Origin of the sequence: Flavivirga aquatica (assembly GCF_001747085.1) — a bacterium.
GTDB lineage: Bacteria > Bacteroidota > Bacteroidia > Flavobacteriales > Flavobacteriaceae > Algibacter_C > Algibacter_C aquatica.
The window spans coordinates 359539-385430 of record NZ_MDJD01000054.1 but is presented as its reverse complement, the minus strand read 5'-3'; the positions used below and the strand labels follow the sequence as shown (position 1 = coordinate 385430).

Genomic DNA, 25892 nt, shown 5'->3' with positions numbered 1-25892 from the left:
AGTGTATTAACTACTGTTTTATAAGTCAGCATTTAACATTAAAAGAATTCTATTATATATCATATGAACACTTATAAAGACTACCTTAAGGAGATCGAAGAAAGAAAAGGTCAAGGGCTTCATCCAAAGCCAATTGACGGTGCTGAATTACTAAGCGTAATCATTGCCCAAATTAAAGATTTAGATAACGAGTATAGAGAAGATTCTCTTAACTTTTTTATCTACAATGTTTTACCAGGAACTACTAGTGCTGCTGGTGTAAAAGCAAAATTCTTAAAGGAAATCATTATAGGTGAGTCTGTAGTTAAAGAAATTACTCCAACCTTTGCTTTTGAGCAATTATCACATATGAAAGGTGGTCCTTCAGTAGAAGTATTGTTAGATTTAGCGTTAGGAGAAGATACTTCTATAGCTAAACAAGCTTCAGATGTTTTAAAAACTCAGGTTTTTCTTTACGAAGCAGATACAGAACGTTTAGAAGAAGCATACAAAGCAGGTAGCGATATCGCTAAAGATATTATAGAAAGCTATGCAAAGGCAGAGTTCTTTACCAAATTGCCAGAAATAGACGAAAAAATAGATGTTGTAACATACATAGCAGGAGTAGGCGATATTTCAACAGATTTGTTATCTCCAGGAGGCGATGCACATTCTAGATCAGATAGAGAATTACATGGTCAGTGTTTATTTGAGCACAATAAAGACATGCAAAACGAACTTAAAGCATTACAAGAAAAGCACCCAGATAAGCGGGTTATGCTAATTGCAGAAAAAGGAACAATGGGAGTTGGTTCGTCAAGAATGTCTGGTGTTAACAATGTAGCTTTATGGACAGGAATTAAATCTAGTCCATATGTACCATTTATTAATATAGCACCAGTAATAGCAGGAACAAACGGAATTTCTCCAATTTTCTTAACTACAGTAGGTGTAACAGGTGGTATTGGTTTAGACCTTAAAAACTGGGAAAAACAAAAAGATGCAGAAGGAAATACTATTGTTGATGCAGATGGAGAACCTATTTTAAAAGAAGTATACTCTGTAAAAACAGGAACAGTACTTACCATTAATACTAAAGAAAAGAAACTTTATAACGGAGATAAAGAATTAAAAGACATTTCTGCGGCATTTACACCACAGAAAATGGAGTTTATGAAAGCAGGCGGATCTTATGCCGTTGTTTTCGGTAAAAAATTGCAAACATTCGCAGCTAAAACTTTAGGTATTGAAGCACCTCAAGTATATGCGACATCAAAAGAAATTTCTATTGAAGGGCAAGGATTAACAGCAGTAGAAAAAATATTCAACAAAAATGCAGTAGGTACAACGCCAGGAAAAACATTGCATGCAGGATCAGATGTTCGTGTAGAAGTAAATATAGTAGGATCGCAAGATACTACAGGACTTATGACATCTCAAGAATTAGAGATGATGGCAGCTACAGTAATTTCTCCAATCGTAGATGGTGCATATCAATCTGGATGTCATACCGCTTCAGTATGGGACGATAAGTCTAAAGCTAACATTCCAAGGTTAATGCAATTTATGAATGACTTTGGTTTAATTACAGGACGAGATCCAAAAGGAAAATACTTTCCAATGACAGATGTTATTCATAAAGTATTAAACGATATCACAGTAGGAGATTGGGATATTATTATTGGAGGAGACTCACACACACGTATGTCTAAAGGTGTTGCTTTTGGAGCAGATTCAGGAACAGTAGCCTTAGCATTAGCAACAGGTGAGGCAACTATGCCAATTCCACAATCCGTAAAAGTAACATTTAAAGGAGCTATGAAATCTTATATGGATTTCCGTGATGTAGTACATGCTACACAACAACAAATGTTAAAGCAGTTTGGAGGAGAAAACGTATTTCAAGGAAGAATTATCGAGGTTCATATAGGAACACTAACTGCCGATCAAGCCTTTACGTTTACCGACTGGACAGCAGAGATGAAAGCTAAAGCCTCTATCTGTATTTCAGAAGACGATACTTTAATCGAATCATTAGAGATTGCAAAAGGTAGAATCCAGATCATGATCGATAAAGGTATGGATAACCAAAAGCAAGTACTTAAAGGTTTAGTAGACAAAGCAGAGGCTAGAATAACAGAAATTAAAACAGGAATAAAACCAGCTTTAAGACCAGACGCCAACGCTAAATATCATGCAGAAGTTATTATTGATTTAGATGAGATTGCAGAACCAATGATTGCAGATCCAGATGTAAATAATGACGATGTTTCTAAACGTTACACGCACGATACAATAAGGCCATTATCTTTCTACGGAGGAACCAAAAAAGTAGACTTAGGATTCGTAGGATCTTGTATGGTACACAAAGGAGATATGAAAATTTTAGCACAAATGTTAAAGAACATTGAAGCACAAGAAGGTAAAGTTGTATTTAATGCACCTTTAGTAGTTGCGCCACCAACATATAACATTGTAGATGAGTTAAAAGAAGAAGGCGATTGGGAAGTATTACAAAAGTACTCAGGCTTTGAGTTCGACGATAGCGCACCAAAAGGTTTAGCACGTACTAAATACGAAAACATGCTATACCTAGAGCGCCCAGGATGTAACTTATGTATGGGTAACCAAGAAAAAGCAGAACCAGGAGATACAGTAATGGCTACTTCAACACGTTTATTCCAAGGAAGAGTAGTAAAAGATTCAGGAGATAAAAAAGGAGAATCTTTATTATCATCTACACCAGTAGTTGTGTTATCTACAATTTTAGGAAGAACACCAACCCTAGAAGAGTATGAAAAAGCAGTAGATGGTATTGTTTTAACTAAATTTAAGCCTTCTCAAAAGCAATTAGTAATGTAAATTATTTAATTGTTATATAATATATTAAAAGTCCGAATCTTAGATTCGGACTTTTTTAGTTTAGAGTGTCATAGCAAAAGGAGATAGAACTGTGGCAATCTCTTGAAAATACAGATTACTTCGTCATAATTGTATCCAGAATTTGGGCGTTACCACGAGGGTCGGGCTTTCACTACTCAATCTTTTTAAACGTCCTTGTAAATTGGTACGACTGTGATAATCTGTTTAATTCTAGTTCTAATCAAACTAAATGACCACAATTTAAAAAGGATTTCAAACAAGCCGTTCAATCCCTAACGCAAGTTTATCCGCTAAAAAATAGTAACTTTCTGTTTTTCATTCGTGTACTTATTTTGTACCTTAGAGAACATCAAAAAAACTAAAATTATAATAAGAATATGGCATTTGATATAGAAATGATAAAGAGCGTTTACGCTAAAATGGCAGAACGTATTGATAAAGCACGTGAGGTTGTAGGGAAACCATTAACACTTTCAGAAAAAATACTATACAACCACCTATGGGAAGGAAACCCCACTAAAGCGTTTGTTAGAGGAAAGGACTATGTAGATTTTGCTCCAGATAGAATAGCTTGTCAAGATGCAACAGCTCAAATGGCGTTATTACAATTCATGCAAGCAGGAAAAAGCAAAGTAGCAGTGCCAACCACAGTACACTGCGATCACTTAATACAAGCTAAAGAAGGCGCTGAAGCAGATTTAAGAAATGCTAATAATGTAAGTAGCGAAGTTTTTAATTTTTTAGAATCGGTTTCTAATAAATATGGTATAGGTTTCTGGAAACCAGGCGCAGGTATTATTCACCAGGTTGTATTAGAAAATTATGCATTCCCAGGAGGTATGATGATTGGAACAGATTCGCATACCGTAAACGCAGGAGGATTAGGTATGGTAGCCATAGGCGTAGGAGGAGCAGATGCAGTAGATGTTATGGCAGGTATGGCATGGGAACTAAAATTCCCTAAGCTAATAGGTGTTAAATTAACAGGAAAATTATCAGGTTGGACAGCACCTAAAGACGTGATTTTAAAAGTAGCAGAAATTTTAACCGTAAAAGGAGGAACAGATGCTATAGTAGAATATTTTGGACCAGGAGCCACAGCTATGTCATGTACAGGAAAAGGTACCATTTGTAATATGGGAGCAGAAATAGGCGCAACAACCTCTACATTTGGATACGATGCCTCTATGGAACGCTATTTACGCGCTACAGATAGAGCAGATGTCGCAGATGCAGCTAACCAAGTAAAAACATACTTAACTGCCGATGACGAAGTATATGCCAACCCAGAACAATATTTCGATAAAGTAATCGAAATTAATTTATCAGAGCTAGGCCCTCTATTAAACGGCCCTTTCACACCAGACTTATCTACAGAAGTAGGTACAGCAATGAACGAAAAAGCAAAAGCTAACGATTGGCCACTAGCAGTAGAGTGGGGCTTAATCGGGTCGTGTACCAATTCATCTTACGAAGATTTATCGCGAGCAGCCTCAATAGCCCAACAAGCCTTAGATAAAGGTCTAAAAATGAAATCAGAATTAGGGATAAACCCAGGATCTGAGCAAGTACGCTATACCGCAGATAGAGACGGCATTCTTAATGTATTCGAAAAATTAGACGCAAAAATATTCACCAACGCCTGTGGCCCATGTATTGGCCAATGGGCAAGATATAGCGACCCTAAAAATGCACCAAAAAATAGTATAGTACACTCTTTCAACAGAAACTTTGCGAAACGTGCCGACGGCAATCCAAACACACATGCATTCGTGGCATCCCCAGAAATAACAGCAGCCATAGCCATAGCCGGGCGTTTAGATTTTAACCCCTTAAAAGATAAATTAATCAATGAAAATGGCGAAGAAGTCATGTTCGAAGAACCAACAGGATGGGAATTACCACCAAAAGGATTCGAAGTTAAAGATAACGGCTATTTAGAACCAGAAGCAGATGGAAGCCATGTACAAGTAACCGTTAAAGAAGACTCCGAGCGTTTACAATTATTAATACCTTTCGAGCCTATTGGTAGCGAAATAAAAGGCGCAAAACTATTAATAAAAGCCTTTGGTAAATGTACAACAGACCATATTTCTATGGCGGGGCCATGGTTACGTTATAGAGGGCATTTAGATAATATCTCTAATAACTGTTTAATAGGAGCCGTAAATGCATTTGGTAAAAAAACAAATTTTGTTAAGAACCAATTAACAGGAGAATTTGGTGGCGTACCAGATACCGCCAGAGCATATAAAGCAGTAGGAGTGAAAACTATTGTAGTAGGAGATCATAACTACGGTGAAGGCTCTTCTAGAGAACATGCCGCTATGGAACCAAGACATTTAGGTGTAGCAGCAGTTATTGTAAAATCGTTTGCACGTATACACGAAACAAACCTTAAAAAACAAGGGATGTTAGGTTTAACGTTTGCAAACGAAGCAGATTACGATGTAATTCAAGAAGATGATACCTTTAACTTTTTAGATTTAAATGAATTTGCTCCAGGAAAACAATTAACTATTGAAGCCGTGCATGCAGATGGAAGTAAAGATGTTATTAAAGTAAACCATACCTATAATCAATCTCAAATAGATTGGTATAACGAAGGTTCTGCTTTAAACTTAATAAAAAAAGAGAATGCTTCTTAATTAAGAAGTTAATTATATGAAATTAAAAGAGGCTGTCTAAAAAGTAATTAGTACTTGTTTAACTGGGCGCAGTCGAAGTTTTAATGTTTTGAAAATCAAAGTATTTCGATTGTACTCAATGTGACATTTAAACTAAAAACTTACTTTTTAGACAGCCTCTTTTTTGTTTATACTAATTTAAGTATAAAAATAATGAATTGAGATGCATCATTTTATGATTAAAATGGTATTAAATTAAGCCTAAAAGGTCTATGTTTTTTTCTTATATTAGTTTAGCTACTGTTCCTTATTTACTACGATTTTCAAATAGTTTTCAATATCCTCATCTTCGATTCTTGTGATAGGAATAGATTTAGGTAAAGGTTTTTTATTTTCGAATAATTCAACTCTGAAATCACTTTTTTCAATTAATACGCCATCAGCAAAGCTAATATCATAATATTCATACTTTTCATTATTGAGAAAATCTGTGTAATTAATTTTCACGATAAATAAGGCATTAATAGACATAGAAGTATACCCTTTTTTTGTTAATCCAGCATTCATCCTTCTTGTGAATTCAGCAAATTTTTTATTGTTATCAAGGCCTTTTAGTAATCTAATATCCCCCTTGTTTTCTCCTGTTCTATAACTCTGGTTAAAATAGCCGTTTAAATGGATATATTTATTCAATTTATTATTCTGTTCATCGATAATTTCGAAGTGAGCAAAACTTCTAATTCTTAGAGAAATATTCTTTGCTTTTCCTCCGAATTTAGCTATTTTAATTGCAACCTCTCTAGGGTAACCTGTCGAATCTCTTTTGTATTCTTGCGATAAGTGAAAATCTGGCGTATTCTCATAATAACTCATTTGCTTTTGTTCTTTGGCTATTATGTTTGAATTATACGTAACAATTATTGCCATTAACCCTAGTAATAGAGAAGTCATAGTGTTAAAATAAATTTCGTTTTTCTTTAAAAATTTCTTAATCTTCATTTGCAAATAATGGCTAATGTATTGTTTATGGTTAGTTCGGGAATTAAAAGTAGTTAACTTTCGATTTAGCATTTAGCCAAAACTTTTTACTTAGTTTTATCTTTTTTATAAAGCCAAATCAAAAAGGTTTGGCGGATTTGGTTAAATGCCCATAGACTTTGGGTTAAGCTCTTAAATTTATATTAATTATAGTATTATTAGCTGTAATTTTTAAGGAGCTATCCAATCGAAATCAATTAAATTTGCTAGATTGTCTGTTTTAGTATTGTCTGGGTTTGACCTTAGATATTTACCATTACTTCCATTTATCACTTCTACGTTTTCTCCTATTTTCCAGTAGGCAGTAGAATAATTCCAAATCCAAGTAATAGCAGAGTTTTCATTGATTTCTAATAGTTTTATAGCATCTACTTTAGATTTTTTTGATGCTCTACTAATTGTTTTATTATTAACTGTATGAAATGCATAATGAGTTATTACGTTATTATAGTCTTTCCTTACTCCTGAGATTCTGTATCTTGCCATAATTACTTTTTTATTTAATATTAAAAGATATTTATCTATTTTGACGTAATTATTTTCTACATTATCAACACCGCTTGATTACTATTGTACAAACTAATTTTCCATCAGGTTTAGCCATATTTTTTGATTTCCTATTTCCATATTGATTTTTAGCTATCCAAACTCCACATTGGTCTTTTCTATATTCATTAGGTTTATTACCAGAAACAACAGTTCCTTTTTTCCATATCTCTTCAATTTTTTCGTCTGTAAATACCATAGTTTTAAATAAAATAGTTCTTATTAAATTTAGTCGTTAGGTTTATGTTTATGAGGTTTTAACCCTGGATGTTTAGGCTTAGTTTCAGGTCTTACACGTCTTCTTTTGTCAGGAGTGCCATCTTCTTTTTTTGGTTTAGGACCTGGTTTAATAGCTTGTATAATATTCATACTTATAAGTTTATTAAAATTATTTAGCTAAAATATTCACTTACAAGTTAATTTAATTATGGAAAACCGTATTGGAGATTTTTTCTAATTACAGCTAATGCAAAGAAAGATCCATTTCAATGAAATTTTATTGGTTGTTAAACGAATTTAATCATTTTCGGGTTTAATTCCCCGACGTTTGCGTCTAAATAAAAAAGGAATTTCTATTTGATACTTCGAAATCTTGGTCGAAGTAGTTCATGTAATTTTTTTGGCTAGATTAAAACAATAAATTATTGTTCAAAAATAATTTAAATAATTGTAATACATAGCTTTAATATTTTGTGTTTAAATATAAAAGTATTCATAGAGTAGTTATAGACATTTTTATCATTCTATGTTACCAAAGAGGTATCTTTTTTTCCAGTTTATAAAATTAAGTAGTTATAAATATATGCTCATAATAATTTTCTTTTTAAAGCGCCTATATTCTAAAGGTATTATATGCCTTTAAAAGATTACTAATGTTTTTAAGTTTTTCATTAATAAATTGGTATTGCAGAAGGCAAAGACAATTTTAGAGGCGGACAAATACCTTTTGGATTACCAAAATATTTAGCAGGTTTTTTGGGACGATATATGTTCAATAATCAATCTCTAATTCCTAGTTTTGGTCTAGGTGAAAATGCAGCTTCTAAGCAATTATCTCAATTTGGAACACTATTTTTTATTTCAGAGCATGCTGTATTAGATGGCGCTTTATACTATCAAATAGATAAGTTTAAAATTATTTATCTATTAATAATTTATTAAATAAATAGTATTGGATAGGCGCACTAATACCTACAAGGTTGTTTTCTGGTACACCAAGAATTTTTTTGTTAAATGTAGTATATACTTTCTAAATTTAGCTATAGAATAGTAGGATTTCACCTATTTTTGAACCAGAAATTTAAAACTAGTTTTTAAATTTTATAATATTACAATTTTGAATATGACAGTTTCTACTAAAACCTCTAGAATTTCTTCAATAGACATACTTCGTGGTCTTGTAATGATTATTATGCTTGTAGATCATGTAAGAGAACGTTTTTTTTCTAATATACCTATTACGGATCCTATGAATATTAATGTTATAGAGCCTAAATTTTTTTTCACAAGGATAAGTACACATTTTTGTGCACCTACATTCGTGTTTTTAACAGGTTTAGGTGCTTGGCTTTACGCTAATCCTAAAAATAAACCGCCAAGATCTGCAAGTTTGTTTTTATTTAAACGCGGTATTTTCTTGTTATTATTAGAATTGACTGTAGTTAATTTTTCATGGTATGGCGCTTATCAAACTTTATATTTACAAATAATTTGGGCTATTGGAATGAGCATGATAGCATTATCGTTATTTAGCAAACTACCAAGATTATTAATATTAATTATAGGTATTCTAATTGTGGCTGGACATAATATATTAACGCCCATTTCATTTAATTATGATGAAATTGGGTTTTCATTATGGACGATACTCCATGACCGAGGTTATTTACTAAAAGATAGCGTTGTAAATGTAAAAGTGTCATATCCAATATTACCTTGGATTGGTTTAATATTATTAGGTTACTTTTCAGGAGCTTTATATAAACATGAACGTACTTTTAAAAATAGAGCTAAGTGGCTAGTTTCACTTTCAGCTATATGTTTAAGCCTTTTATTAATCTTACGTGGGTTTAATATTTATGGAGAAACATTACCATGGGAAACACAAGATTCTGCATTAAAAACGGTAATGTCTTTTATTAACTTTACAAAGTATCCACCTTCTTTTAACTACTTGCTATTAACTATAGGTGTTGGCTTTATACTATTATGGTTTTTTGAATATTTTAACTACAAATGGATGCAATTATTAAAAGTAATGGGAGCAGCTCCAATGTTTTTCTATATTATTCATTTATACGCATTACTTTTAGTTTTTAAACTATTAGTATTTACTAATTTTTTGACTGAAGAAAATGATTTTTCTTTTCCAGAGTATTATCAGCTTTTAATTGTTTCAATTATATTTATTATAGTACTTTATTTTCCAACCAAAAGATTTTCTGAATATAAAAGAAAGAGCAATTCAAAACTCATAAAATATTTTTAAAGAAATCTAGTACTAATAAATTCTAACATTTTATATTTATTCCAAAATTGTATTTTTGTTAAAACTCCAAGAATGAATTCCAGAGCAGAAGAACTAAAGGCATTTGATAGATTGTTAACTATTATGGACGAATTGCGTGAGCAATGTCCATGGGATAAAAAGCAGACTATGGAAACCTTACGACATTTAACCATTGAAGAAACTTACGAACTTGGAGATGCTATACTAGATAATGATTTAGAAGAGGTCAAAAAGGAATTAGGAGATGTATTATTACATATGGTTTTTTATGCTAAAATAGGAAGAGAAAAAGGTGCTTTTGATATTGCAGATGTATGCAATAGTATATGTGAAAAACTAATACATAGGCATCCTCATATTTATGGAGATGTTAAAGTTAAAAACGAAGAAGATGTAAAGCGTAATTGGGAAAATTTAAAATTAAAAGAAGGCAAAAATAGTGTTTTGGAAGGTGTTCCTAAAAGTTTACCAGCATTAGTCAAAGCAAATAGAATTCAGGAAAAAGTAGCAGGTGTAGGCTTTGATTGGGAGGAGCCTAATCAAGTTTGGGAAAAAGTAGAGGAGGAGTTAAACGAATTTAAAGCAGAAGTAGACTCTGGTAATCAAGATGCTATGGAAAGCGAATTTGGAGATGTTATATTTTCTATGGTAAATTATGCTAGATTCTTAAATATAAACCCAGAAAATGCCTTAGAACGTACTAATAAGAAATTTTCTAAACGTTTTCAATATTTAGAAAGTAAAGCAAAAAGTATGAATAAACCTTTAAAAGATATGACTCTAGCCGAAATGGACGTATTTTGGGAAGAAGCTAAAAGTCTTTAAGTTTTAAAATAAAAACCTGATAAGCTTTTAAAGCTTATCAGGTTTTTATTTTATTGAATTCTCAGTAAATGGTTTCAATTTATAGCCTTGAATTATAGCTTTGAAATTCATTTATTGTAGTCTGTTTTTTATTTTGTCTACTTAATATAGCTCTTTTATTTTTTGCAATTTAATTTTCCACAGATCTAGGGCTTCTTTATGTGATTTAATGTTATCATGAACTTCTTTTACAAGTGGATTGTCATCCTTAACATTTGTGAAAAATTGTAAATTATTTTCTAACTGATTGATTTGACTTTTTACTTCATCAATTTTTTTGCGAATAAAAGTACGCTCATTATCTAAGTTTTTATTGTCGTCAGAAGCGTTGATACTATCAAGTTTATTTTGATACTTAATCATTTCAGCTTCATTCTTATCCATTTTCAAACTACTAAGTAGTTCGTCAATAGTTTTCTGAAATTTACCTTCAATATAACGCTTGTCATTAGGAACTCTACCAAGCGTTTTCCATTGATTTATATAGTCTTTAATTACAGCAATATTTTCTTCTTGAGTACCTGTTAGTTTTAAGTCTTTCAGGACACTTAAAAGTTCATTCTTTTTATTGTAAGCTTCAACATATTCTTGATTGGCAGCATTTCTGCTAGCATGAAGTTTATCAAAATAGTGATTACAAGCAGCCTTAAATTGTTTCCATATTTTATCACTGTCTTTACGAGGTACATGACCAATTTTTTTCCAATCACTTTGAATTTTTTTCATCAAAGAAGTGGTTACTTCAAAATCGTCACTATCCTTATTGTCTTCAGCTATTTTAATTAAATCTAATTTATGTTGTAAGTTTTTATATTGATCTTTTTTAAGATCTTTATAAAACGCATTTTTTTGTCTATTAAATGTTCTTACAGATTCTTTAAATTTAGCCCAAGTACTTTCATTCACTTTTATTGGAACTTTACCAGCGCTAAAAAAGGCTTCTCGTTGTTCTTCAATATCTTTGATTTTCTTTTGCCACGCACTATGGGAATTACTTTCTTGAGTGTTTATAGCATCAATCTTAGCAATAATTTCAAGTTTTACGTCTAAGTTTTTTTCGTAAACTTTATCTATTTCTTGATAATAAACTTGTCGTTTATCATTAATTATTTTGGTAGCAATTTTAAAGCGTTCCCAGATTGCTTCTCTATGTTCTTTACCAACAGGTCCAAGTTCTTCTTTCCACATTTTGTGAAGTTCTTGCAACTCTCTAAAAGCACGCATCACATTATCATCTTGAGCTAACTCTTCAGCACGTTCAATAATTAATAATTTCTTTTCTAAATTATGCTTGAAATCTAAATCTCGTAAATCTCTATTTAAATGTAAAAAATCGTAAAATATTTCAACATGGTGGTGGTAGCTATTCCAAGCATTATTATATTTATCTCTAGGTATAGGTCCCGTAGTTCTCCAACGTTCTTGTAACTCTTTAAAGTGTTTATAAGTAGTGTTAATATTCTCTTCTAAGTTTAATAACCCTTTTAACTCTTCAATAATTTCAAGTTTGTTAGCTAAATTTTGTTTTAAGTCTTTCTCTAAACTTTGATAATGATCATTTAGCTTCTTTCTATAATCTTTATAGGCTTCTTTAAATCTTTTTTGGACAGGGGATGAATAATAAAAATCTATTTCATTACCTCCTTCATTAATGAAGTCTTCCTTTTTTTCATCAAGAAGTGCTTGAAATTTGGTTTTAAATTCCGCATTTATACTATCTATATGCGATTTAATTGCCTGAACTTTTTCATTTTTCAAAAGCTTTTCTAATTCAATAGCAAGAGCTTCTAAAGACATAGTATCGTAGGCTTTTACCTCAATAGTATGTCTGTCTTTATTCCCTTCATCTTCAGCGTCTTCAGCATTAGATTCTTCTATTTCATTCAAGACTTCATCATTATCTGAAGCTGTCTCAATTTTTTCACTAGTGTTTTCAAGGTCTTCTTTTGTGGCATTTGAATCTTCAACAGGAGCAGTACTCTCTTGTTGGCTTTCATTTAATTCAGTGTTTTTATCATTAGAATTATTTGCACTAGTTTCTTCTGCTTGTTGCAGTTTATCTATATCAGACATTTTAAAAAATGTTAAGGTTCATTAAATTACTTTAGACTTTAAAGATACTAACAAGTAAATTATTAACAAAGTTGTAGCTTGTGTTTTAACGATTATAAAGAAAGTTTTATTCTAAACCCCATATAGACCAAGCTTTCTCAGCCTGTAATTTAAGCATGTTTAAACCATTAATCGTCTTAGCTTGTCGTTGTTTGCCTTGTTTTAAAAACTTAGTTTCTTCAGGGTTGTATATTAAATCATACAAAACATGATGGCTGTTTATGGAATTATATGGAATATTGGGACAAATATCTATATTAGGGAATGTACCTAATGGTGTACAATTAATAATGATTTGGTGTTCTTTTATATCTTTTTCAGTTAAAGTATCATAAGTAAAACTAATACCTTTCGATAATTTTCTTGAAACATATTTATAAGAGATTCCCATTTTTTTTAAGCTATAAGCTACAGCTTTACTTGCACCACCAGTACCTAAAATTAATGCATGTTTGTGATGAGATTCTATAAAAGGTTTTAAGCTTTTACTAAAACCATAACAATCGGTATTGTAACCTACAAGTTTACCTTTTTTTGTTATCTTAATAGTATTTACTGCTCCTATAGCTTTTGCTTTTTTGTTTATTTTATCTAAGAAAGGAAGTACATCTTGCTTATAAGGTATAGTAACGTTCAAGCCTTTTAGATCTTGAGTATTTTTTATTATAGAAAGAAATAGATCTATACTTTCAATATCAAAATTTTCATAAGTGGTGTTATTAATTTGTTTATCTTCAAATTTTTTTTGAAAATATGCTTTTGAAAATGAGTAAGAGATGTTTTTACCTAAAAGGCCTAATTTATTCATGTATTTTTGTTGTTTTTTGGCCATACCATTCTAGCGCTAAAACAATAGCAATTCCGAGAAAAATAAAAAATATGGCATAATATGTTTCACTATTTAATTCAGGGATAAAACGGTTATAATTTTCAATGATTTTTTTTCCTCTTGAGTCTAATAGAAAGTTACCGTTTTCTGTTAATTTGTATATTGTTTTTTTCCAAGGCCATACAACTCCTAAAGACCCAACTATAAAACCTATGATTGCAGAAAGGGTGATGTTTTTATAATGTTTTAAGATATAGCTTAGAAAATGTGAGAAAGTGACTAAGCCAGTTATGGATCCTAATGTAAAAACAGCAAGGACTTTAAGCATTCTTATACGTTCAGCATTTTTTAAAAAGCTAAAATCACCATTTATAATGTTTGAAAAGGTATCATAAAGTGAGTTAACAGAATCGACTAAAAGTAATACATAGTTTCCTAAAAGAATGAGTATGAAGGATCCTGAAAAACCTGGTAAGGTCATACCTGAGACGCTAATAATTCCACAAAAAAAGACAAACCAAAGGTTATCATTTTCCTTGGCAGGGTTTAAAAAACTGATACTAATACCAGCTAGAATGCCAATAAAAAGAGATATGTATGTTTTGTAATTCCAATTTTTAAAATCTTTATTGATATAATAAATAGAACCGACTATCATTCCAAAAAAAACACTCCATACGTAGAGTTCATAGTTTGCAATTAAATAATCTAAAATTTTTGAAATGCTAAAATAGCTTACTATCATTCCAAAAAATAGTAAACTTAAAAACCGTCCATTTATATAATTGTAAAAGCTTTTAAAACGACCATTAATAATTAATTTAAAAGCTTTTTTATTTATTTTTTTAAGGGAATAAATAAATTCTTCATAAAAACCAGAAACAAAGGCTACGACACCGCCAGAAACACCAGGTACTTTATTTGCAGCACCCATACCTAAGCCTTTTAGAATTAGAAAAAGTTTATCGGTAAGTGTTCTTGTGCTTTCCATTTCTATTTTTTAGGTCCCAATCTTTCAAGAATAAAAATAGTTAAAAAACCAAGAATCATTAAGATTATAGCAAATAGCATTTGATTTTCACCTTCAAAAGAAAAAGGGGATATGCTTTTTTCGAGAAAAGGGATTCTTTCGTTGTGAGAATCAATTCTCCATGTTAAGGTTTTTTTCCATGGCCAAATTTTGTTTAATGAGCCAATCATAAAGCCAGTTAATATAGCTAATGTTATATTTTTTTTGTTTTGAAACATCCAGTTAAGGATTTTTGAAAAGACTTTAAGTCCTATCATAGCTCCAATAGCTAATAATAAAAAATTAAAAAAAGCTTCTTTAAATAGGTTAAAATCACCTTTACTTATTCCTTCTATAAGATTAGTAATGGTATCAATAGCTATTTGATAAGCTCCTAAAATGAGTAAAATAAAGGCACCAGAAACACCAGGTAAAATCATGGCTATAATAGCTATAAAGCCACAAAATAATAAGTAAATAGAACTTTCAGGAGAAGCAAACGGTTCTGCAAGAGTTATTAAGTAAGATAAAACTGAAGTTATTGAAATGGCAACAATAATTGTAATATTCCAATTATTAATTTGTTTTGCAATGAATATAATACTAGAAAGTACTAAGCCAAAGAAAAATGACCACAATAGTATAGGTTCATTAAACAGCAACCATTTAATAACTTTTGCAAGTGATAAAATACTAATAGTAATACCAGTAAATAAAGAAATTAAAAAATTACCATTTATAGTTTCCCAAGCGACTTTAAAACCTGATTTTTTCCATACTTTTAATATGTCTATATTGATTTTATCAATGCTTTGTATGAGCTCTTCATAAATGCCAGATATAAAAGCAATAGTACCACCTGAAACACCTGGTATAACATCTGAAGCCCCCATTGCTAAACCTTTAAAAGAGATGATTAAGTAATCTATAAAACGTCTTTGCATGTCTAATTTTTAAACGAAAACCAAAGGTATGCATTTTATGTTATTAAAAATATATAGAAGTTAAAGAAACACTTACAATTTCGCCAAATATTAAGTTTGGTAAAAAGGGATGAAAATAGAAAATATATTTGTTTACAAATGTGCTTTTAGTAAGTTTTTTACTAGTATTCTATTTGAGATTTCTGGGAAAAGTTCCTCAATTATAAAGGCATACTCTTCATTATACTTTAGACCATTTTTTAAATGAAACTCTCCTTTATCATTTTCATGTAAAGAAAAATATAACCCAGCTAAACGATATTCTAACTCTGCATTTTCAGAATAAAACTCTATAGCTTGTTCGAAATTATAAATAGCAGCTTGTGGTTCTCCTAATTTGATTAAAAGATCACCTCTCGATAGCCATGTATTCAACTCGTAATTACCTAATTCTAATGTTTTTTTGAAACCGCGTTCGGCTTCTTCATAAAGTTTTAATCTTTGGTTTATTTGAGCATATAATTTCCAATATTTTACATTTTCGGAATCAATATTAATAGCTTTATTAATAAAATAGAGTGCTTTAGGGTAATTCTTTTTTCTATTGTAATATTTGGTAATAGCGATCCAACCTTTATCTAAAAGAGGGTCTTCATGAACTGTTCTGTTATAAAATTGGATTGCTAAATCATCCTTTTTTAATTTTTCATAGCAAGTACCAATACGTAATAAAGCAAAAGAAGTAGGCTCATCTAATTTTAAAGTGATAGTATAATTTTCGATAGCATCATCAAAACGATTTAATTTTTCTAAAACTTTACCACGTTCAAGATATGCACCAACGAAAGTATCGTCAGAAATAATAGCAAAATCAAATGATGTTAATGCTTTTTTATATTCATCTAAAACGAAATATTGTTTTCCTAATTGATGCCACGCTACTTCACAGTAAGGATTTTTATCCAAAAATGTATTTAGGTAAGAGATAGCTTCTTCATTTTGATTTAAAAATTCAAAGCAATATATAATATTATAAAGTGCAGAGTAATCTTCTAGATCAGATTCTAAGCATTTCATAAAATATGTCTTGGCGTCTTCAAATTGATCTAGAAATAAATATTCCATACCAATTAAAGAATATAAGTCTATAACATCATCAGTAAGCTGTAATGCTTTTTTTAAGACTTCGATTGCTTGTTGATGTTCATCTTTTTTCGAAAAAATATTAGCCTTTTGAATGTATATTTCTTCATTCATAGGATCTAAATTATATAATTCATTTAGTAATGTATCTGCTTCGTTTAATTTATCTTCGAAAACAAAAACTTCTACTTTAAAAAGTCTTAGATTAATAGATGTAGGATGTTGGTCTAAACCTAATTTTATGGCTTTTTTTGCTAATGCTATTTTACCTTGATTTAAGTAATGATGAATGATGTTTTCAAATTCTTCTGAATCAAAGAATAAAACATGATTTGTTTTAAGCATTGATTCAAACTTAGTTAAAGGTAAATCGTTATTGTCATTATGACTAAACTCCATAAATACATTTGTGAGGTTCCACTAGAATAAATTTAAGGCTCTATTTGCCTTTTTATTAGAGTTTAAGTAAATGTTTTTAACAAAGTAATCAACATTTTTTATTTAAACATTGATTTTTAGGGTTTAATATCTGAATATCAATTAGTTATTTTGTTGTGTTCATTGCTTATTTTATTTAAAATATCAATAATTATATCGCATCCTTTGATGATTTCATCATTTGAGATGGTTAAAGGCGGTGTAATTCTGATGGCTTTAGGTTCAAAAAGTAGCCAAAAAAGTATTAAACCTTGCTCTTGGCATTTTAGAATTACTGAATTTGTTATATTTTCCGAAGGCGTTAGAAAAGCAAGCATAAGTCCTTTTCCTCTAATTTCAGTAATTAATGGGTGGACTAGAAGTTTACGGAATAATAGCTCTTTTTGTAATGTTTGTTTTATTAAGTCACTTTCTGTGATTTCTTTTAAAGTAGCTAATGCAGAAGCAGCAATTACGGGGTGTCCACCAAAAGTAGTAATATGACCTAATTTAGGATTATCTTGAAGGGAGTCCATTAATTGACTAGATGCTGTAAATGCTCCAATTGGCATGCCTCCACCTAAGCCTTTTCCTGTGACTAAAATATCAGGAATACAATTATAATGTTCGAAGCCAAAGAGTTTTCCTGTTCTTCCTACACCAGGTTGTATTTCATCTAAAATTAAAAGCGCTCCAACCTTAGAACATTGTATTCTAACTTTTTCTAAATAGTTGTCTTTTGGTTCAATAAAACCAGCTCCTCCTTGTATTGTTTCTAAAATAACACAAGCTGTTTTATGGGTAATATATTTTAAATGGTCTTCCTTATTAAATGTAATGAATTTTACATTAGGTAAAAGTGGTCTAAAAGCTTGTTTACGTTCTTCGTAGCCCATAACACTCATAGATCCCATAGTATTTCCATGGTATGCTTTGTGAGCTGCAATAATTTCGCTTCTACCTGTAGCTCGTTTGGCTAATTTTAAAGCGCCTTCGATAGCTTCTGTGCCAGAATTGGTTAAATATGTTTTTTCTAATGGATAAGGTAGGTTTTTTGCAAGTAATTTGGTAAGTTCTACAGCAGGTTTTTGAATGTATTCACCATATACCATAACATGCATATACTTATCCAATTGTTCCTTGATAGCGTTTACGACTTTTGGATAGTTGTGCCCTAAAGGACATGCAGATACTCCAGCAACAAAATCTAGGTATTCTTTATTATTGTTATCATAAATATAAGATCCGTTTGCATGAGATATTTTCATAGCTAACGGATGAGGTGTTGTTTGCGCTTGATATTTAAAGAAGTCTGAAGTCATTATTTAGGCTATTTTGCTGTAGGTTTAGTTTTTTTCTTCTTCTTATTTCCTTTTATTGGTTTGGGTATAGGTTTTAAAGGTTTTGGTAATTTTGTTGGTCTTTTAGTAGTGCTCTCTTTTTTATTGTTATTAGTTGTTCTATCTCCTGCTTTTTCTATCCGTTCCAACATCTCATCATCAAAAAAATCTTCTTGAGGAATATAGTCTTCTAAACCTTTTATTATAGGTAAATCTAATGGAGGATCATCTTTAAATAAGTCTTCAATACTTTTAGGACGTTCTTCTTCTCGCCAGTCAAAACCTTTTAAAAATCTTTCTTTTTCAGGATATTTAGATTCTGGATAAAGTTTACCATCTACTTGATTATATCTTGTATACTCATCAATATCTCCTTCTGTAAATAAAATAGAAATACTTCCTGCTTTAGCTTTATCTATACCAATTAATTCTTGCTTATCATTACGAGCGTAAAAAATGGATTCTGCATTTTTTGTAATATCTACTTGTTTTAGTTGATTGTCTTTATTAAATAAACCAACTAAACGCATACCATAAATTTGATTATAACCTTTCTCACTAATGGTGTCTTTGCTAATAATGAATGCGTTGTTAAAAACGAGTAAAGAGTCAATTTTTTCGGTTTCGCTATTTGATATTAAATGAATAGTATCCCCTGTCATTTGATTTTCAATATTCCACATGATGGGTTTTCGTTTGGTTGAAAATTTATCGCCAACTGAAAAACGAGGGATGTTTATTAATTTAGTAATTCCTGTTTTTTGATTTGAATGAATAGAATCTGCTTTTCCACTAATATCCGATTTGTATATTTTTGCATTATAATACGCTTGTATAGTACGATTTTCTGGTTTACCAGTGACCATAATTTTATCTGCATGCATGTAAATAGAATCGTTTTGTTGTTCAGTAATAGCTAAGGCGTGTTTGGTAATAAACAGTGAGTCCTTTTCTCTAAAAACCTCTGCATAATGCCCTTTTATAATGCTATTATTTATGGTATCGGTGACTTTTATATTGTTGGTTGCAGATGCGAAGCTTTTATTGTTATCAAAATATAAGCTATCTCCAATAATTTCTCTGTTATCGTAATCTATTTTTGCATTTTTGAGTGCATAACCTATTTTGATTTCAGTATCATAAAATCCTTTTTCACAATAGGTTTTACTATCTTTTGTGGTTATGGTTGAAGGTCCAAATAGGTAGGCGTGACCAGTATCTGAATAAAAATCAAAATAGTTAGAATTAATGGTTGTTCCATCATTTACCAAGACCACATCTTCAACAAATTGATATTTTTTAATATCCATATAGTATCTACCTATTTTACTAGTAATAGTACCTGATGAATCTTTTACAACAGTACCACCGTTTTTATAAAAAGCCTGTTGTTTTAATCTGTCAAAATATAAAGTATCCGAAGAAATTGTAGAATTTGGGTCTTTTAAAACAACATCGCCACTAGCAAAAGCTAATTCTGTTATACCGCTATATTCTATATATTTTGAAGACATATTAATGGTATCTCCTTGTTTTAAAATAACATTACCATAGGCTTCAATAAAATTCTCCTTACCATAATGTACGGCTTTGTCGCACCACATATTTGTACCCGCATGCTTGATGTGTACTTGTTGTGCATCGTCTCGGGTTAAAACTTTCGCGCCAGGGTAATTTTTTTCGTCAATATTAAGTCTACCAGCGTATTCGATTTCAATCTTTTTTTGTTTTTGAGCATATGTAGATGCAGAAAACATAAAAAAGAAAGATAGTAAGATGTAAAAAGGATAAGATACTTTCAAAGTGCAAAATGTTTGTCGCAAAAATAACGATTAATATGATGTTTCAGTACATTGTAGCAAAAAACGCTCCAAAATCTTGATAAGTATTTATTTTTTTAATTGTAATTTAAGTTTACTTTATTCATTGAAGATGGGTAAAGTTAATATTTTCTTGTAAGTAGCTTACTTAATTTAACCTGTGATATTTCTTTTATTTGTAGTTTTTACTAAAGAAGAAAAATAAAATGATTTAGTATAAATTAAATCAGAATAATTATGGAGATAAAAGGCTTAATGAATTTTGATCGTATAAAAAGGTTTGTGACTCATCCTTATTATTTATAAACTTAATAATGTATTCTAAAAAGTAAGAGACTGTCTTTTCAGGCAGTCTCTTTTAGTTTTTTATATAAGTATATTTCCTATTTACCTCTAAAAATAGTTTGTTTTCTATCTGGACCTACAGAAACAATAGTAATAGGGATTTCTAATTCTTTTTCTAAGAATTCTATATATTCATTTAAAGCTTGAGGTAATTGAGAAGCTTCAGACATTTCTGTTAAATCTTCATTCCAACCATTAAATTCACTATAAATAGGCTCAATGTTTTCTGGCTCAATATTGTAAGGTAGATGTGAAATAGTTTCTCCTTTATATTTATAAGCTGTACATACTTTCAAGGTTTTAAATCCAGAAAGAACATCGCCTTTCATCATCATTAATTGTGTTACGCCATTAACTTGACATGCATATTTTAAAGCAATTAAGTCTAACCAACCACAACGTCTTCTACGTCCTGTTGTTGCTCCAAATTCGTTACCAACGCGTCCCATAGTTTCGCCATCTTCATCAAAAAGTTCGGTAGGGAATGGGCCAGAACCAACACGTGTTGTATAGGCTTTAAAAATACCAAATACTTCTCCAATTTGGTTAGGGGCTACACCTAATCCTGTACAAGCTCCTGCAGCTGTAGTATTACTTGATGTAACAAATGGATATGTTCCAAAATCGATATCTAATAACGAACCTTGAGCACCTTCAGCTAGAATGGTTTTTCCAGATTTTTGTGCTTGGAATATATGTTCTTCAGAATCTATAAAAGTTAAAGATTTTAAAACCTCTACAGCTTTAAAGAATTCTGTTTCTAATTCAGCTAAATTATATTCAATATCCACGTTATAAAAAGAAATCATAGATTCATGCTTGTCAGCTAATGCTCTATAGCGTTCTTTCCAGTCACTTAATTCTAAATCCCCCACACGAATACCATTACGTCCCGTTTTATCCATGTAAGTTGGCCCAATACCTTTTAAGGTAGAACCTATTTTAGCTTTTCCTTTTGAGGTTTCGCTAGCGGCATCAAGTAATCTGTGTGTAGGTAATATAATATGCGCTTTACGAGAAATAAGTAAAGATTTTCTATAATCTACACCTTGTTCTTCTAATTTGTCTAGTTCGCCTTTAAAAATAATAGGGTCTATAACCACTCCATTACCTACTAAATTAGCAGTATTATCATGAAATATTCCAGAAGGAATAGTATGTAATACATGTTTTTTTCCATTAAAGACTAAAGTATGTCCTGCATTAGGACCTCCTTGAAAACGCGCTATAATATCGTAGTTAGTTGTTAATACGTCAACAATTTTTCCTTTGCCTTCGTCTCCCCATTGTAATCCAAGTAGTAAATCTACTGCCATTGTAAAAATTCGTTATTTAGTTGATTTTCTATTTCCGTAAAAATAAAGTGAATGATTGTTAATTTCAATATCGAAAACCTCTTCGATTGTTTTTTTAATAGACTGAATTCTAGGATCACAAAATTCAATAACCTCACCAGTATCGGTAAGAATAACGTGATCATGTTGTCTATCAAAATATGATTTTTCGTAATGTGCTTGATTTTGTCCAAACTGATGTTTTCTAACCAAACCACATTCTAGAAGTAATTCTATGGTGTTATAAAGTGTAGCTCTTGATACACGATATTTTTTGTTCTTCATACTAAGATATAGAGATTCTATATCGAAGTGTTCCGTATTATTATAAATTTCTTGCAGTATAGCATAGCGTTCTGGAGTTTTACGGTGTCCTTTATTTTCTAAAAAGCTTGTAAATACGCTTTTAACTATGTCTTGATTTTTATTATCTGCCTTTGATTCCATAATTTCGTCGCAAATTTACACTTTTTTTACACTCTGGTAACCTTATCTATACCATTAATTTTTTTAAGTTTTTCTAAAAGCTTTTTTATAATGGTATTATTTTTTATTAGAACATTAATTTTTCCAGAAAATAAACCATCATTACTTTCAAAACTAATGCTCTTCATATTTACATGCATATTCTCTGAAATTATAGAGGTAATCTCGTTAACAAGCCCTATATGATCAATTCCAGAAATAACAATTTTAGCTAAAAACTCTTGTTGTGAGGAGTCTATCCATTTAGCAGACATAATTCTATAAGCATAGTTAGACTGTAAGCTTACCGCATTAGGGCAGTTCTTTTTATGGATTTTAATTCCTTCATTAACTGTTAAAAAGCCAAAAACAATATCTCCTGGAATAGGAGTACAGCAATTTGACAATTTATAGTCTAGTTTTTCTTCTTCTTTACCAAAAACAAGTGAATCATAATTAGCAGTGACCTCTTGCTTGTCTAGATCTTCTTTTTTTATGATTGTTTTTTTTGAAATTTTATTTTTAATAAAACTCATTAAAACATTACTTTTGGAGGCAGCATAATTTTTGAGCATGGTATTATCTATGGTACCAATGCCAACTCTATAAAATAAATCTAAACTAGTTTTTAGTTTGAAGAAATTAACTAATTGATTTATAGAAGATTCATTGAGCGTAATTTTAAGTTGCTTTAATTTACGCCTTAATATTTCTTTACCTTCTTCACCAATAAGTTTTTTATCTTCTTTTAACGCTGATTTTATTTTACTTCTAGCTCTAGCTGTAGTAGAATAGTCTAACCAATTGGCATTAGGTTTAGAGCTTTCCGATGTTAATATGTCTACCTGATCTCCACTTTTTAATTCATGACTTAAGGGAACCAGTTTACCATTTACTTTGGCTCCACGGGTTTTCATACCAATTTCGGTATGGATACTAAAAGCAAAATCTAAAGAGGTTGCTCCTTTTGGTAATGATTTTAATTCTCCAGCGGGAGTAAAAACGAATATTTCTTTTGAATATAAATTAAGTTTAAACTGTTCTACAAAATCTACAGCATTGGTTTCGGGGTTTTCAAGGGCTTCTTGGAGTCTATTAATCCAGCTTTCTAAATTATCTTCTTTTTCATTACCTTGTTTGTATTTGTAGTGTGCAGCATAACCTTTTTCTGCAATTTCATTCATGCGATTACTACGAATTTGTACTTCTACCCAACGTCCTTTAGGCCCCATTACAGTAATATGTAATGCTTCATAACCTGTAGATTTTGGCGAAGAAATCCAGTCGCGAAGTCGTATAGGATTAGGTCTAAAATGGTCTGTTACTACGGAGTAGATTTTCCAAGCAATAAACTTTTCGTTGGCTTCGTTGCTTTCATATATAATTCTAATAGCAAACTTATCGTAGACTTCATCAAAAGACACGCCTTGTTTTAGCATTTTTCTTCTAATAGAAAAAATAGATTTTGGCCGTCCTTTTATAGAATAGTCTAAATGTTCTTTATTTAAAGATGTTTTTATAACCTCACTAAATTCCTTTATATAAAGATCTTGTTCTTCTTTACTATCTTTTATTTTACTAAAAATGTCATTATAAACATCTGGTTCTGTGTATTTCAACCCTAGGTCTTCAAGTTCTGTTTTTATATTATATAAACCAATTCTATGGGCTAAAGGCGCATAAATATATAAGGTTTCAGAGGCTATTTTAATTTGCTTATCTGGACGCATAGAGTCCATGGTTTGCATATTATGCAATCTATCTGCAATTTTTATAATGATAACGCGTACATCGTCATTAAGAGTAAGCAGCATCTTTCTAAAGTTTTCTGCTTGTAAAGACACATCCATGTCTTTTTCTTTGCTTAAAGAGGATATTTTGGTTAGGCCATCAACAATTGTAGCTACAGTTTCTCCAAAGAGTTTTTCAATGTCTTTAATTTCATAATCAGGACTATCTTCAACGACATCATGTAGTAAAGCAGCAGCAATAGAGGTGGCATCCAAACCAATTTCTTGGGCTACAATTTTGGCCACAGCTATAGGGTGGAAAATATAAGCTTCTCCAGATTTTCTACGTTGATTTTTATGTCCGTCTAAAGCAACTTCAAAAGCTTTCCTAATTAGTTTTTTATCATCAGAAGAAAGTGTGGTATAACTAACTTTTAATAATTCTTTATAGGCTTTTGTAATGGTTGCATTCTCTTTTTCTATGGCTTCCTCTGTCATAAATTAAAAATAACACAAAGAATATTAAGAACCAACAGGATTGGTGTTTTTTGTAACTATTTTTTAAGTTTTTAAGAATTTAAAAACGTAATAAGTTGAAGGATAGCTTTTCCGCGATGACCAATCTTGTTTTTTAAATTTAAATCTATTTCTGCAAACGTTTTTTCATAACCATTTGGTTTAAAAATAGGATCGTAGCCAAAACCTTTTTCACCATGCCTGTTTTCAGTTATTTCACCTTCACATATACCTGTAAATGTTTTAAGTTTACCATTATTATGTAAGGCTATTACTGTTTTAAATTTCGCAGACCTGTTTTTTTTATTACTTAACTCGTTAAGAAGTTTTTCCATATTATCATTAGCGTCGCGTTGTTCTCCTGCATAACGTGCAGAATAAACACCTGGATCTCCATTTAATACTTCAACCTCTAAGCCGGTATCATCTGCAAAACAATCATAATTATAATGTTGTTTAATATATTCTACTTTTTGAATAGCATTACCTTCTATGGTATTTTGTGTCTCAGGAATGTCTTCTAAACAGCCAATATCTTTTAGGCTTAATAGCTTTATATGTGATGGAACTAAAGCTTGTACTTCTTTAAGTTTATTAAGGTTGTTAGTAGCGAAAACGAGTTGCATGTATGATATATTTAGTTAGCCAAAAGTACTATTATATTTATAAAAACAGTTGCTTTTAGGGAAGGCAAAATGTATATTTTTACATTATTTTGATAAAAAACTTGTTTTACTAGACGGGTGGTCATACTTTTGTATCGAAATAAAATTTATGCTTAAAACAGTTAAACATGATGCCAAGGCAGATTTCCTTTTAGAAAAGGGAATGGGTGTTCTATGGAGTAAAGGGTATAATGGAACAAGTATAAACGATATTGTTAAGGCCGCAGATGTGCCTAAAGGTTCTTTTTATTTTTATTTTGATTCTAAAGAAGACTTTGCTGTTAAAGCTATAAATAAATATTTTAAAGGGCATTTTGCTCCTGCCAAAAATATTTTGGAAGATTTATCGATGTCCCCATTACAACGATTATATGCGTTTCATGATTTTAGATATAATATTCTAAAAAACGATATGGAATATAAGTTAGGGTGTTTAGCCTGTAATTTAGGCAATGAAATGGCAGAGCATAACGAGAATATTAGAAAAACAATTTGCGATAATGAGTTTGTTATTTTATCTGCGCTTACAAAGGTTATTCAAGAGGCAAAAGATTTAGGAGAAATAAAGAATCCAATGGAAGCAAAACTCATAGCGGCATTTATTGAAGATGCAGGGAAGGGTTCTTTAGTATCAATGAAAGAAATGAAAAATAAAGGACCTATAGATAATTTTATGACTATGGTTAAGGATTTTATATTAAAATAATTTTTTTTGACAAACTAATAGATGACTGGTCAATTATTAAATTAATAAATGATTTTGTCCTCTTTAATATTTAAATAATCGTTATATAAATA

At 30.7% G+C, this 25892-nt stretch carries 21 protein-coding genes; 6 read left to right on the top strand and 15 right to left on the bottom strand.

All coding sequences use genetic code 11. From position 1 onward, the window contains the following. The first annotated feature begins 63 nt into the window (after nt 1–63). Nucleotides 64–2841 carry a bifunctional aconitate hydratase 2/2-methylisocitrate dehydratase gene (locus tag A8C32_RS15955; RefSeq protein WP_069831406.1) on the top strand — a complete coding sequence of 926 codons (2778 nt, stop codon included), beginning with the start codon at nt 64–66 and terminating at the stop codon, nt 2839–2841. A 398-nt stretch (nt 2842–3239) separates the two neighbouring features. Next, nucleotides 3240–5510, top strand: a complete 2271-nt coding sequence (locus tag A8C32_RS15950) for an aconitate hydratase (RefSeq protein WP_069831405.1) — start codon at nt 3240–3242, stop codon at nt 5508–5510. Nucleotides 5511–5786: 276 nt separating this feature from the next. Here A8C32_RS15950 and A8C32_RS15945 read toward each other — a convergent pair whose 3' ends face one another. From A8C32_RS15945 to A8C32_RS20785, 4 genes are all read right to left on the bottom strand, one after another. Beyond that, nucleotides 5787–6440: a hypothetical protein gene (locus A8C32_RS15945; RefSeq protein ID WP_205635406.1), complete on the bottom strand. Its 654-nt coding sequence runs from the start codon at nt 6438–6440 to the stop codon at nt 5787–5789. A 258-nt stretch (nt 6441–6698) separates the two neighbouring features. Beyond that, nucleotides 6699–7013, bottom strand: a complete 315-nt coding sequence (locus tag A8C32_RS15940; RefSeq protein WP_069831403.1) for a DUF3892 domain-containing protein — start codon at nt 7011–7013, stop codon at nt 6699–6701. A 64-nt stretch (nt 7014–7077) separates the two neighbouring features. After that, nucleotides 7078–7272, bottom strand: a complete 195-nt coding sequence (locus tag A8C32_RS15935; protein WP_069831402.1) for a hypothetical protein — start codon at nt 7270–7272, stop codon at nt 7078–7080. Nucleotides 7273–7301: 29 nt separating this feature from the next. Further along, entirely contained in the window at nt 7302–7442 is a 141-nt protein-coding gene (locus tag A8C32_RS20785) for a hypothetical protein (RefSeq protein ID WP_165605858.1), read from the bottom strand. 606 nt (nt 7443–8048) lie between these two features. On the opposite strand from A8C32_RS20785, the gene A8C32_RS20415 reads away from it, so the two are divergent. From A8C32_RS20415 to mazG, 3 genes are all read left to right on the top strand, one after another. Beyond that, nucleotides 8049–8234 carry a hypothetical protein gene (locus tag A8C32_RS20415; RefSeq protein WP_123803464.1) on the top strand — a complete coding sequence of 62 codons (186 nt, stop codon included), beginning with the start codon at nt 8049–8051 and terminating at the stop codon, nt 8232–8234. A 181-nt stretch (nt 8235–8415) separates the two neighbouring features. Continuing rightward, complete coding sequence (locus A8C32_RS15930) at nt 8416–9561, top strand: acetyltransferase domain-containing protein (RefSeq protein ID WP_069831401.1); 1146 nt, start codon at nt 8416–8418, stop codon at nt 9559–9561. A gap of 72 nt (nt 9562–9633) precedes the next feature. Then, nucleotides 9634–10407: a nucleoside triphosphate pyrophosphohydrolase gene (gene mazG / locus A8C32_RS15925; protein WP_069831400.1), complete on the top strand. Its 774-nt coding sequence runs from the start codon at nt 9634–9636 to the stop codon at nt 10405–10407. Nucleotides 10408–10548: 141 nt separating this feature from the next. Here the strand turns inward: mazG and A8C32_RS15920 are convergent, their stop codons facing one another. From A8C32_RS15920 to A8C32_RS15870, 11 genes are all read right to left on the bottom strand, one after another. After that, a complete protein-coding gene (locus A8C32_RS15920; RefSeq protein WP_069831399.1) occupies nt 10549–12519 on the bottom strand; it encodes a DUF349 domain-containing protein in 1971 nt (656 codons plus the stop codon). 106 nt (nt 12520–12625) lie between these two features. Then, nucleotides 12626–13366 (bottom strand): shikimate dehydrogenase family protein, encoded by a 741-nt coding sequence (locus A8C32_RS15915; RefSeq protein WP_069832075.1) that lies wholly within the window; start codon nt 13364–13366, stop codon nt 12626–12628. Next, entirely contained in the window at nt 13359–14378 is a 1020-nt protein-coding gene (locus tag A8C32_RS15910) for a DUF368 domain-containing protein (protein ID WP_069831398.1), read from the bottom strand. Before A8C32_RS15910 ends, A8C32_RS15915 begins: the two co-directional genes overlap by 8 nt. A 2-nt stretch (nt 14379–14380) precedes the next feature. Beyond that, nucleotides 14381–15340 carry a DUF368 domain-containing protein gene (locus A8C32_RS15905; protein WP_069831397.1) on the bottom strand — a complete coding sequence of 320 codons (960 nt, stop codon included), beginning with the start codon at nt 15338–15340 and terminating at the stop codon, nt 14381–14383. Between the two features lie 132 nt (nt 15341–15472). Further along, a complete protein-coding gene (locus A8C32_RS15900) occupies nt 15473–16861 on the bottom strand; it encodes a tetratricopeptide repeat protein (protein WP_069831396.1) in 1389 nt (462 codons plus the stop codon). 137 nt (nt 16862–16998) lie between these two features. Further along, the gene (locus A8C32_RS15895) at nt 16999–18201 is read right to left on the bottom strand and encodes an aspartate aminotransferase family protein (RefSeq protein WP_069831395.1); all 1203 of its coding nucleotides are present in this window, start codon (nt 18199–18201) and stop codon (nt 16999–17001) included. A gap of 8 nt (nt 18202–18209) precedes the next feature. Further along, nucleotides 18210–19976, bottom strand: a complete 1767-nt coding sequence (locus A8C32_RS15890) for an OstA-like protein (RefSeq protein WP_069831394.1) — start codon at nt 19974–19976, stop codon at nt 18210–18212. 446 nt (nt 19977–20422) lie between these two features. Continuing rightward, nucleotides 20423–21700 (bottom strand): adenylosuccinate synthase, encoded by a 1278-nt coding sequence (locus A8C32_RS15885; RefSeq protein ID WP_069831393.1) that lies wholly within the window; start codon nt 21698–21700, stop codon nt 20423–20425. A gap of 12 nt (nt 21701–21712) precedes the next feature. After that, nucleotides 21713–22165 (bottom strand): Fur family transcriptional regulator, encoded by a 453-nt coding sequence (locus A8C32_RS15880; RefSeq protein ID WP_069831392.1) that lies wholly within the window; start codon nt 22163–22165, stop codon nt 21713–21715. Between the two features lie 26 nt (nt 22166–22191). Then, nucleotides 22192–24411, bottom strand: coding sequence for a RelA/SpoT family protein (locus tag A8C32_RS15875; RefSeq protein WP_069831391.1), 2220 nt, complete (start codon nt 24409–24411; stop codon nt 22192–22194). Nucleotides 24412–24482: 71 nt separating this feature from the next. Continuing rightward, nucleotides 24483–25055, bottom strand: a complete 573-nt coding sequence (locus A8C32_RS15870) for a non-canonical purine NTP diphosphatase (protein ID WP_069831390.1) — start codon at nt 25053–25055, stop codon at nt 24483–24485. Nucleotides 25056–25203: 148 nt separating this feature from the next. Between A8C32_RS15870 and A8C32_RS15865 the strand changes: the two genes are divergently transcribed. Continuing rightward, a complete protein-coding gene (locus tag A8C32_RS15865) occupies nt 25204–25800 on the top strand; it encodes a TetR/AcrR family transcriptional regulator (protein ID WP_069831389.1) in 597 nt (198 codons plus the stop codon). Nucleotides 25801–25892 lie beyond the last annotated feature (92 nt).

What these genes read in the sequence shown, in the direction of transcription:
- A8C32_RS15955 (WP_069831406.1), top strand. Translation starts at nt 64, where the DNA reads ATGAACACTTATAAAGACTACCTTAAGGAGATCGAAGAAAGAAAAGGT.
- A8C32_RS15950 (WP_069831405.1), top strand. Translation starts at nt 3,240, where the DNA reads ATGGCATTTGATATAGAAATGATAAAGAGCGTTTACGCTAAAATGGCA.
- A8C32_RS15945 (WP_205635406.1), bottom strand. Translation starts at nt 6,440, where the DNA reads ATGACTTCTCTATTACTAGGGTTAATGGCAATAATTGTTACGTATAAT.
- A8C32_RS15940 (WP_069831403.1), bottom strand. Translation starts at nt 7,013, where the DNA reads ATGGCAAGATACAGAATCTCAGGAGTAAGGAAAGACTATAATAACGTA.
- A8C32_RS15935 (WP_069831402.1), bottom strand. Translation starts at nt 7,272, where the DNA reads ATGGTATTTACAGACGAAAAAATTGAAGAGATATGGAAAAAAGGAACT.
- A8C32_RS20785 (WP_165605858.1), bottom strand. Translation starts at nt 7,442, where the DNA reads ATGAATATTATACAAGCTATTAAACCAGGTCCTAAACCAAAAAAAGAA.
- A8C32_RS15930 (WP_069831401.1), top strand. Translation starts at nt 8,416, where the DNA reads ATGACAGTTTCTACTAAAACCTCTAGAATTTCTTCAATAGACATACTT.
- mazG (WP_069831400.1), top strand. Translation starts at nt 9,634, where the DNA reads ATGAATTCCAGAGCAGAAGAACTAAAGGCATTTGATAGATTGTTAACT.
- A8C32_RS15920 (WP_069831399.1), bottom strand. Translation starts at nt 12,519, where the DNA reads ATGTCTGATATAGATAAACTGCAACAAGCAGAAGAAACTAGTGCAAAT.
- A8C32_RS15915 (WP_069832075.1), bottom strand. Translation starts at nt 13,366, where the DNA reads ATGAATAAATTAGGCCTTTTAGGTAAAAACATCTCTTACTCATTTTCA.
- A8C32_RS15910 (WP_069831398.1), bottom strand. Translation starts at nt 14,378, where the DNA reads ATGGAAAGCACAAGAACACTTACCGATAAACTTTTTCTAATTCTAAAA.
- A8C32_RS15905 (WP_069831397.1), bottom strand. Translation starts at nt 15,340, where the DNA reads ATGCAAAGACGTTTTATAGATTACTTAATCATCTCTTTTAAAGGTTTA.
- A8C32_RS15900 (WP_069831396.1), bottom strand. Translation starts at nt 16,861, where the DNA reads ATGGAGTTTAGTCATAATGACAATAACGATTTACCTTTAACTAAGTTT.
- A8C32_RS15895 (WP_069831395.1), bottom strand. Translation starts at nt 18,201, where the DNA reads ATGACTTCAGACTTCTTTAAATATCAAGCGCAAACAACACCTCATCCG.
- A8C32_RS15890 (WP_069831394.1), bottom strand. Translation starts at nt 19,976, where the DNA reads ATGTTTTCTGCATCTACATATGCTCAAAAACAAAAAAAGATTGAAATC.
- A8C32_RS15885 (WP_069831393.1), bottom strand. Translation starts at nt 21,700, where the DNA reads ATGGCAGTAGATTTACTACTTGGATTACAATGGGGAGACGAAGGCAAA.
- A8C32_RS15880 (WP_069831392.1), bottom strand. Translation starts at nt 22,165, where the DNA reads ATGGAATCAAAGGCAGATAATAAAAATCAAGACATAGTTAAAAGCGTA.
- A8C32_RS15875 (WP_069831391.1), bottom strand. Translation starts at nt 24,411, where the DNA reads ATGACAGAGGAAGCCATAGAAAAAGAGAATGCAACCATTACAAAAGCC.
- A8C32_RS15870 (WP_069831390.1), bottom strand. Translation starts at nt 25,055, where the DNA reads ATGCAACTCGTTTTCGCTACTAACAACCTTAATAAACTTAAAGAAGTA.
- A8C32_RS15865 (WP_069831389.1), top strand. Translation starts at nt 25,204, where the DNA reads ATGCTTAAAACAGTTAAACATGATGCCAAGGCAGATTTCCTTTTAGAA.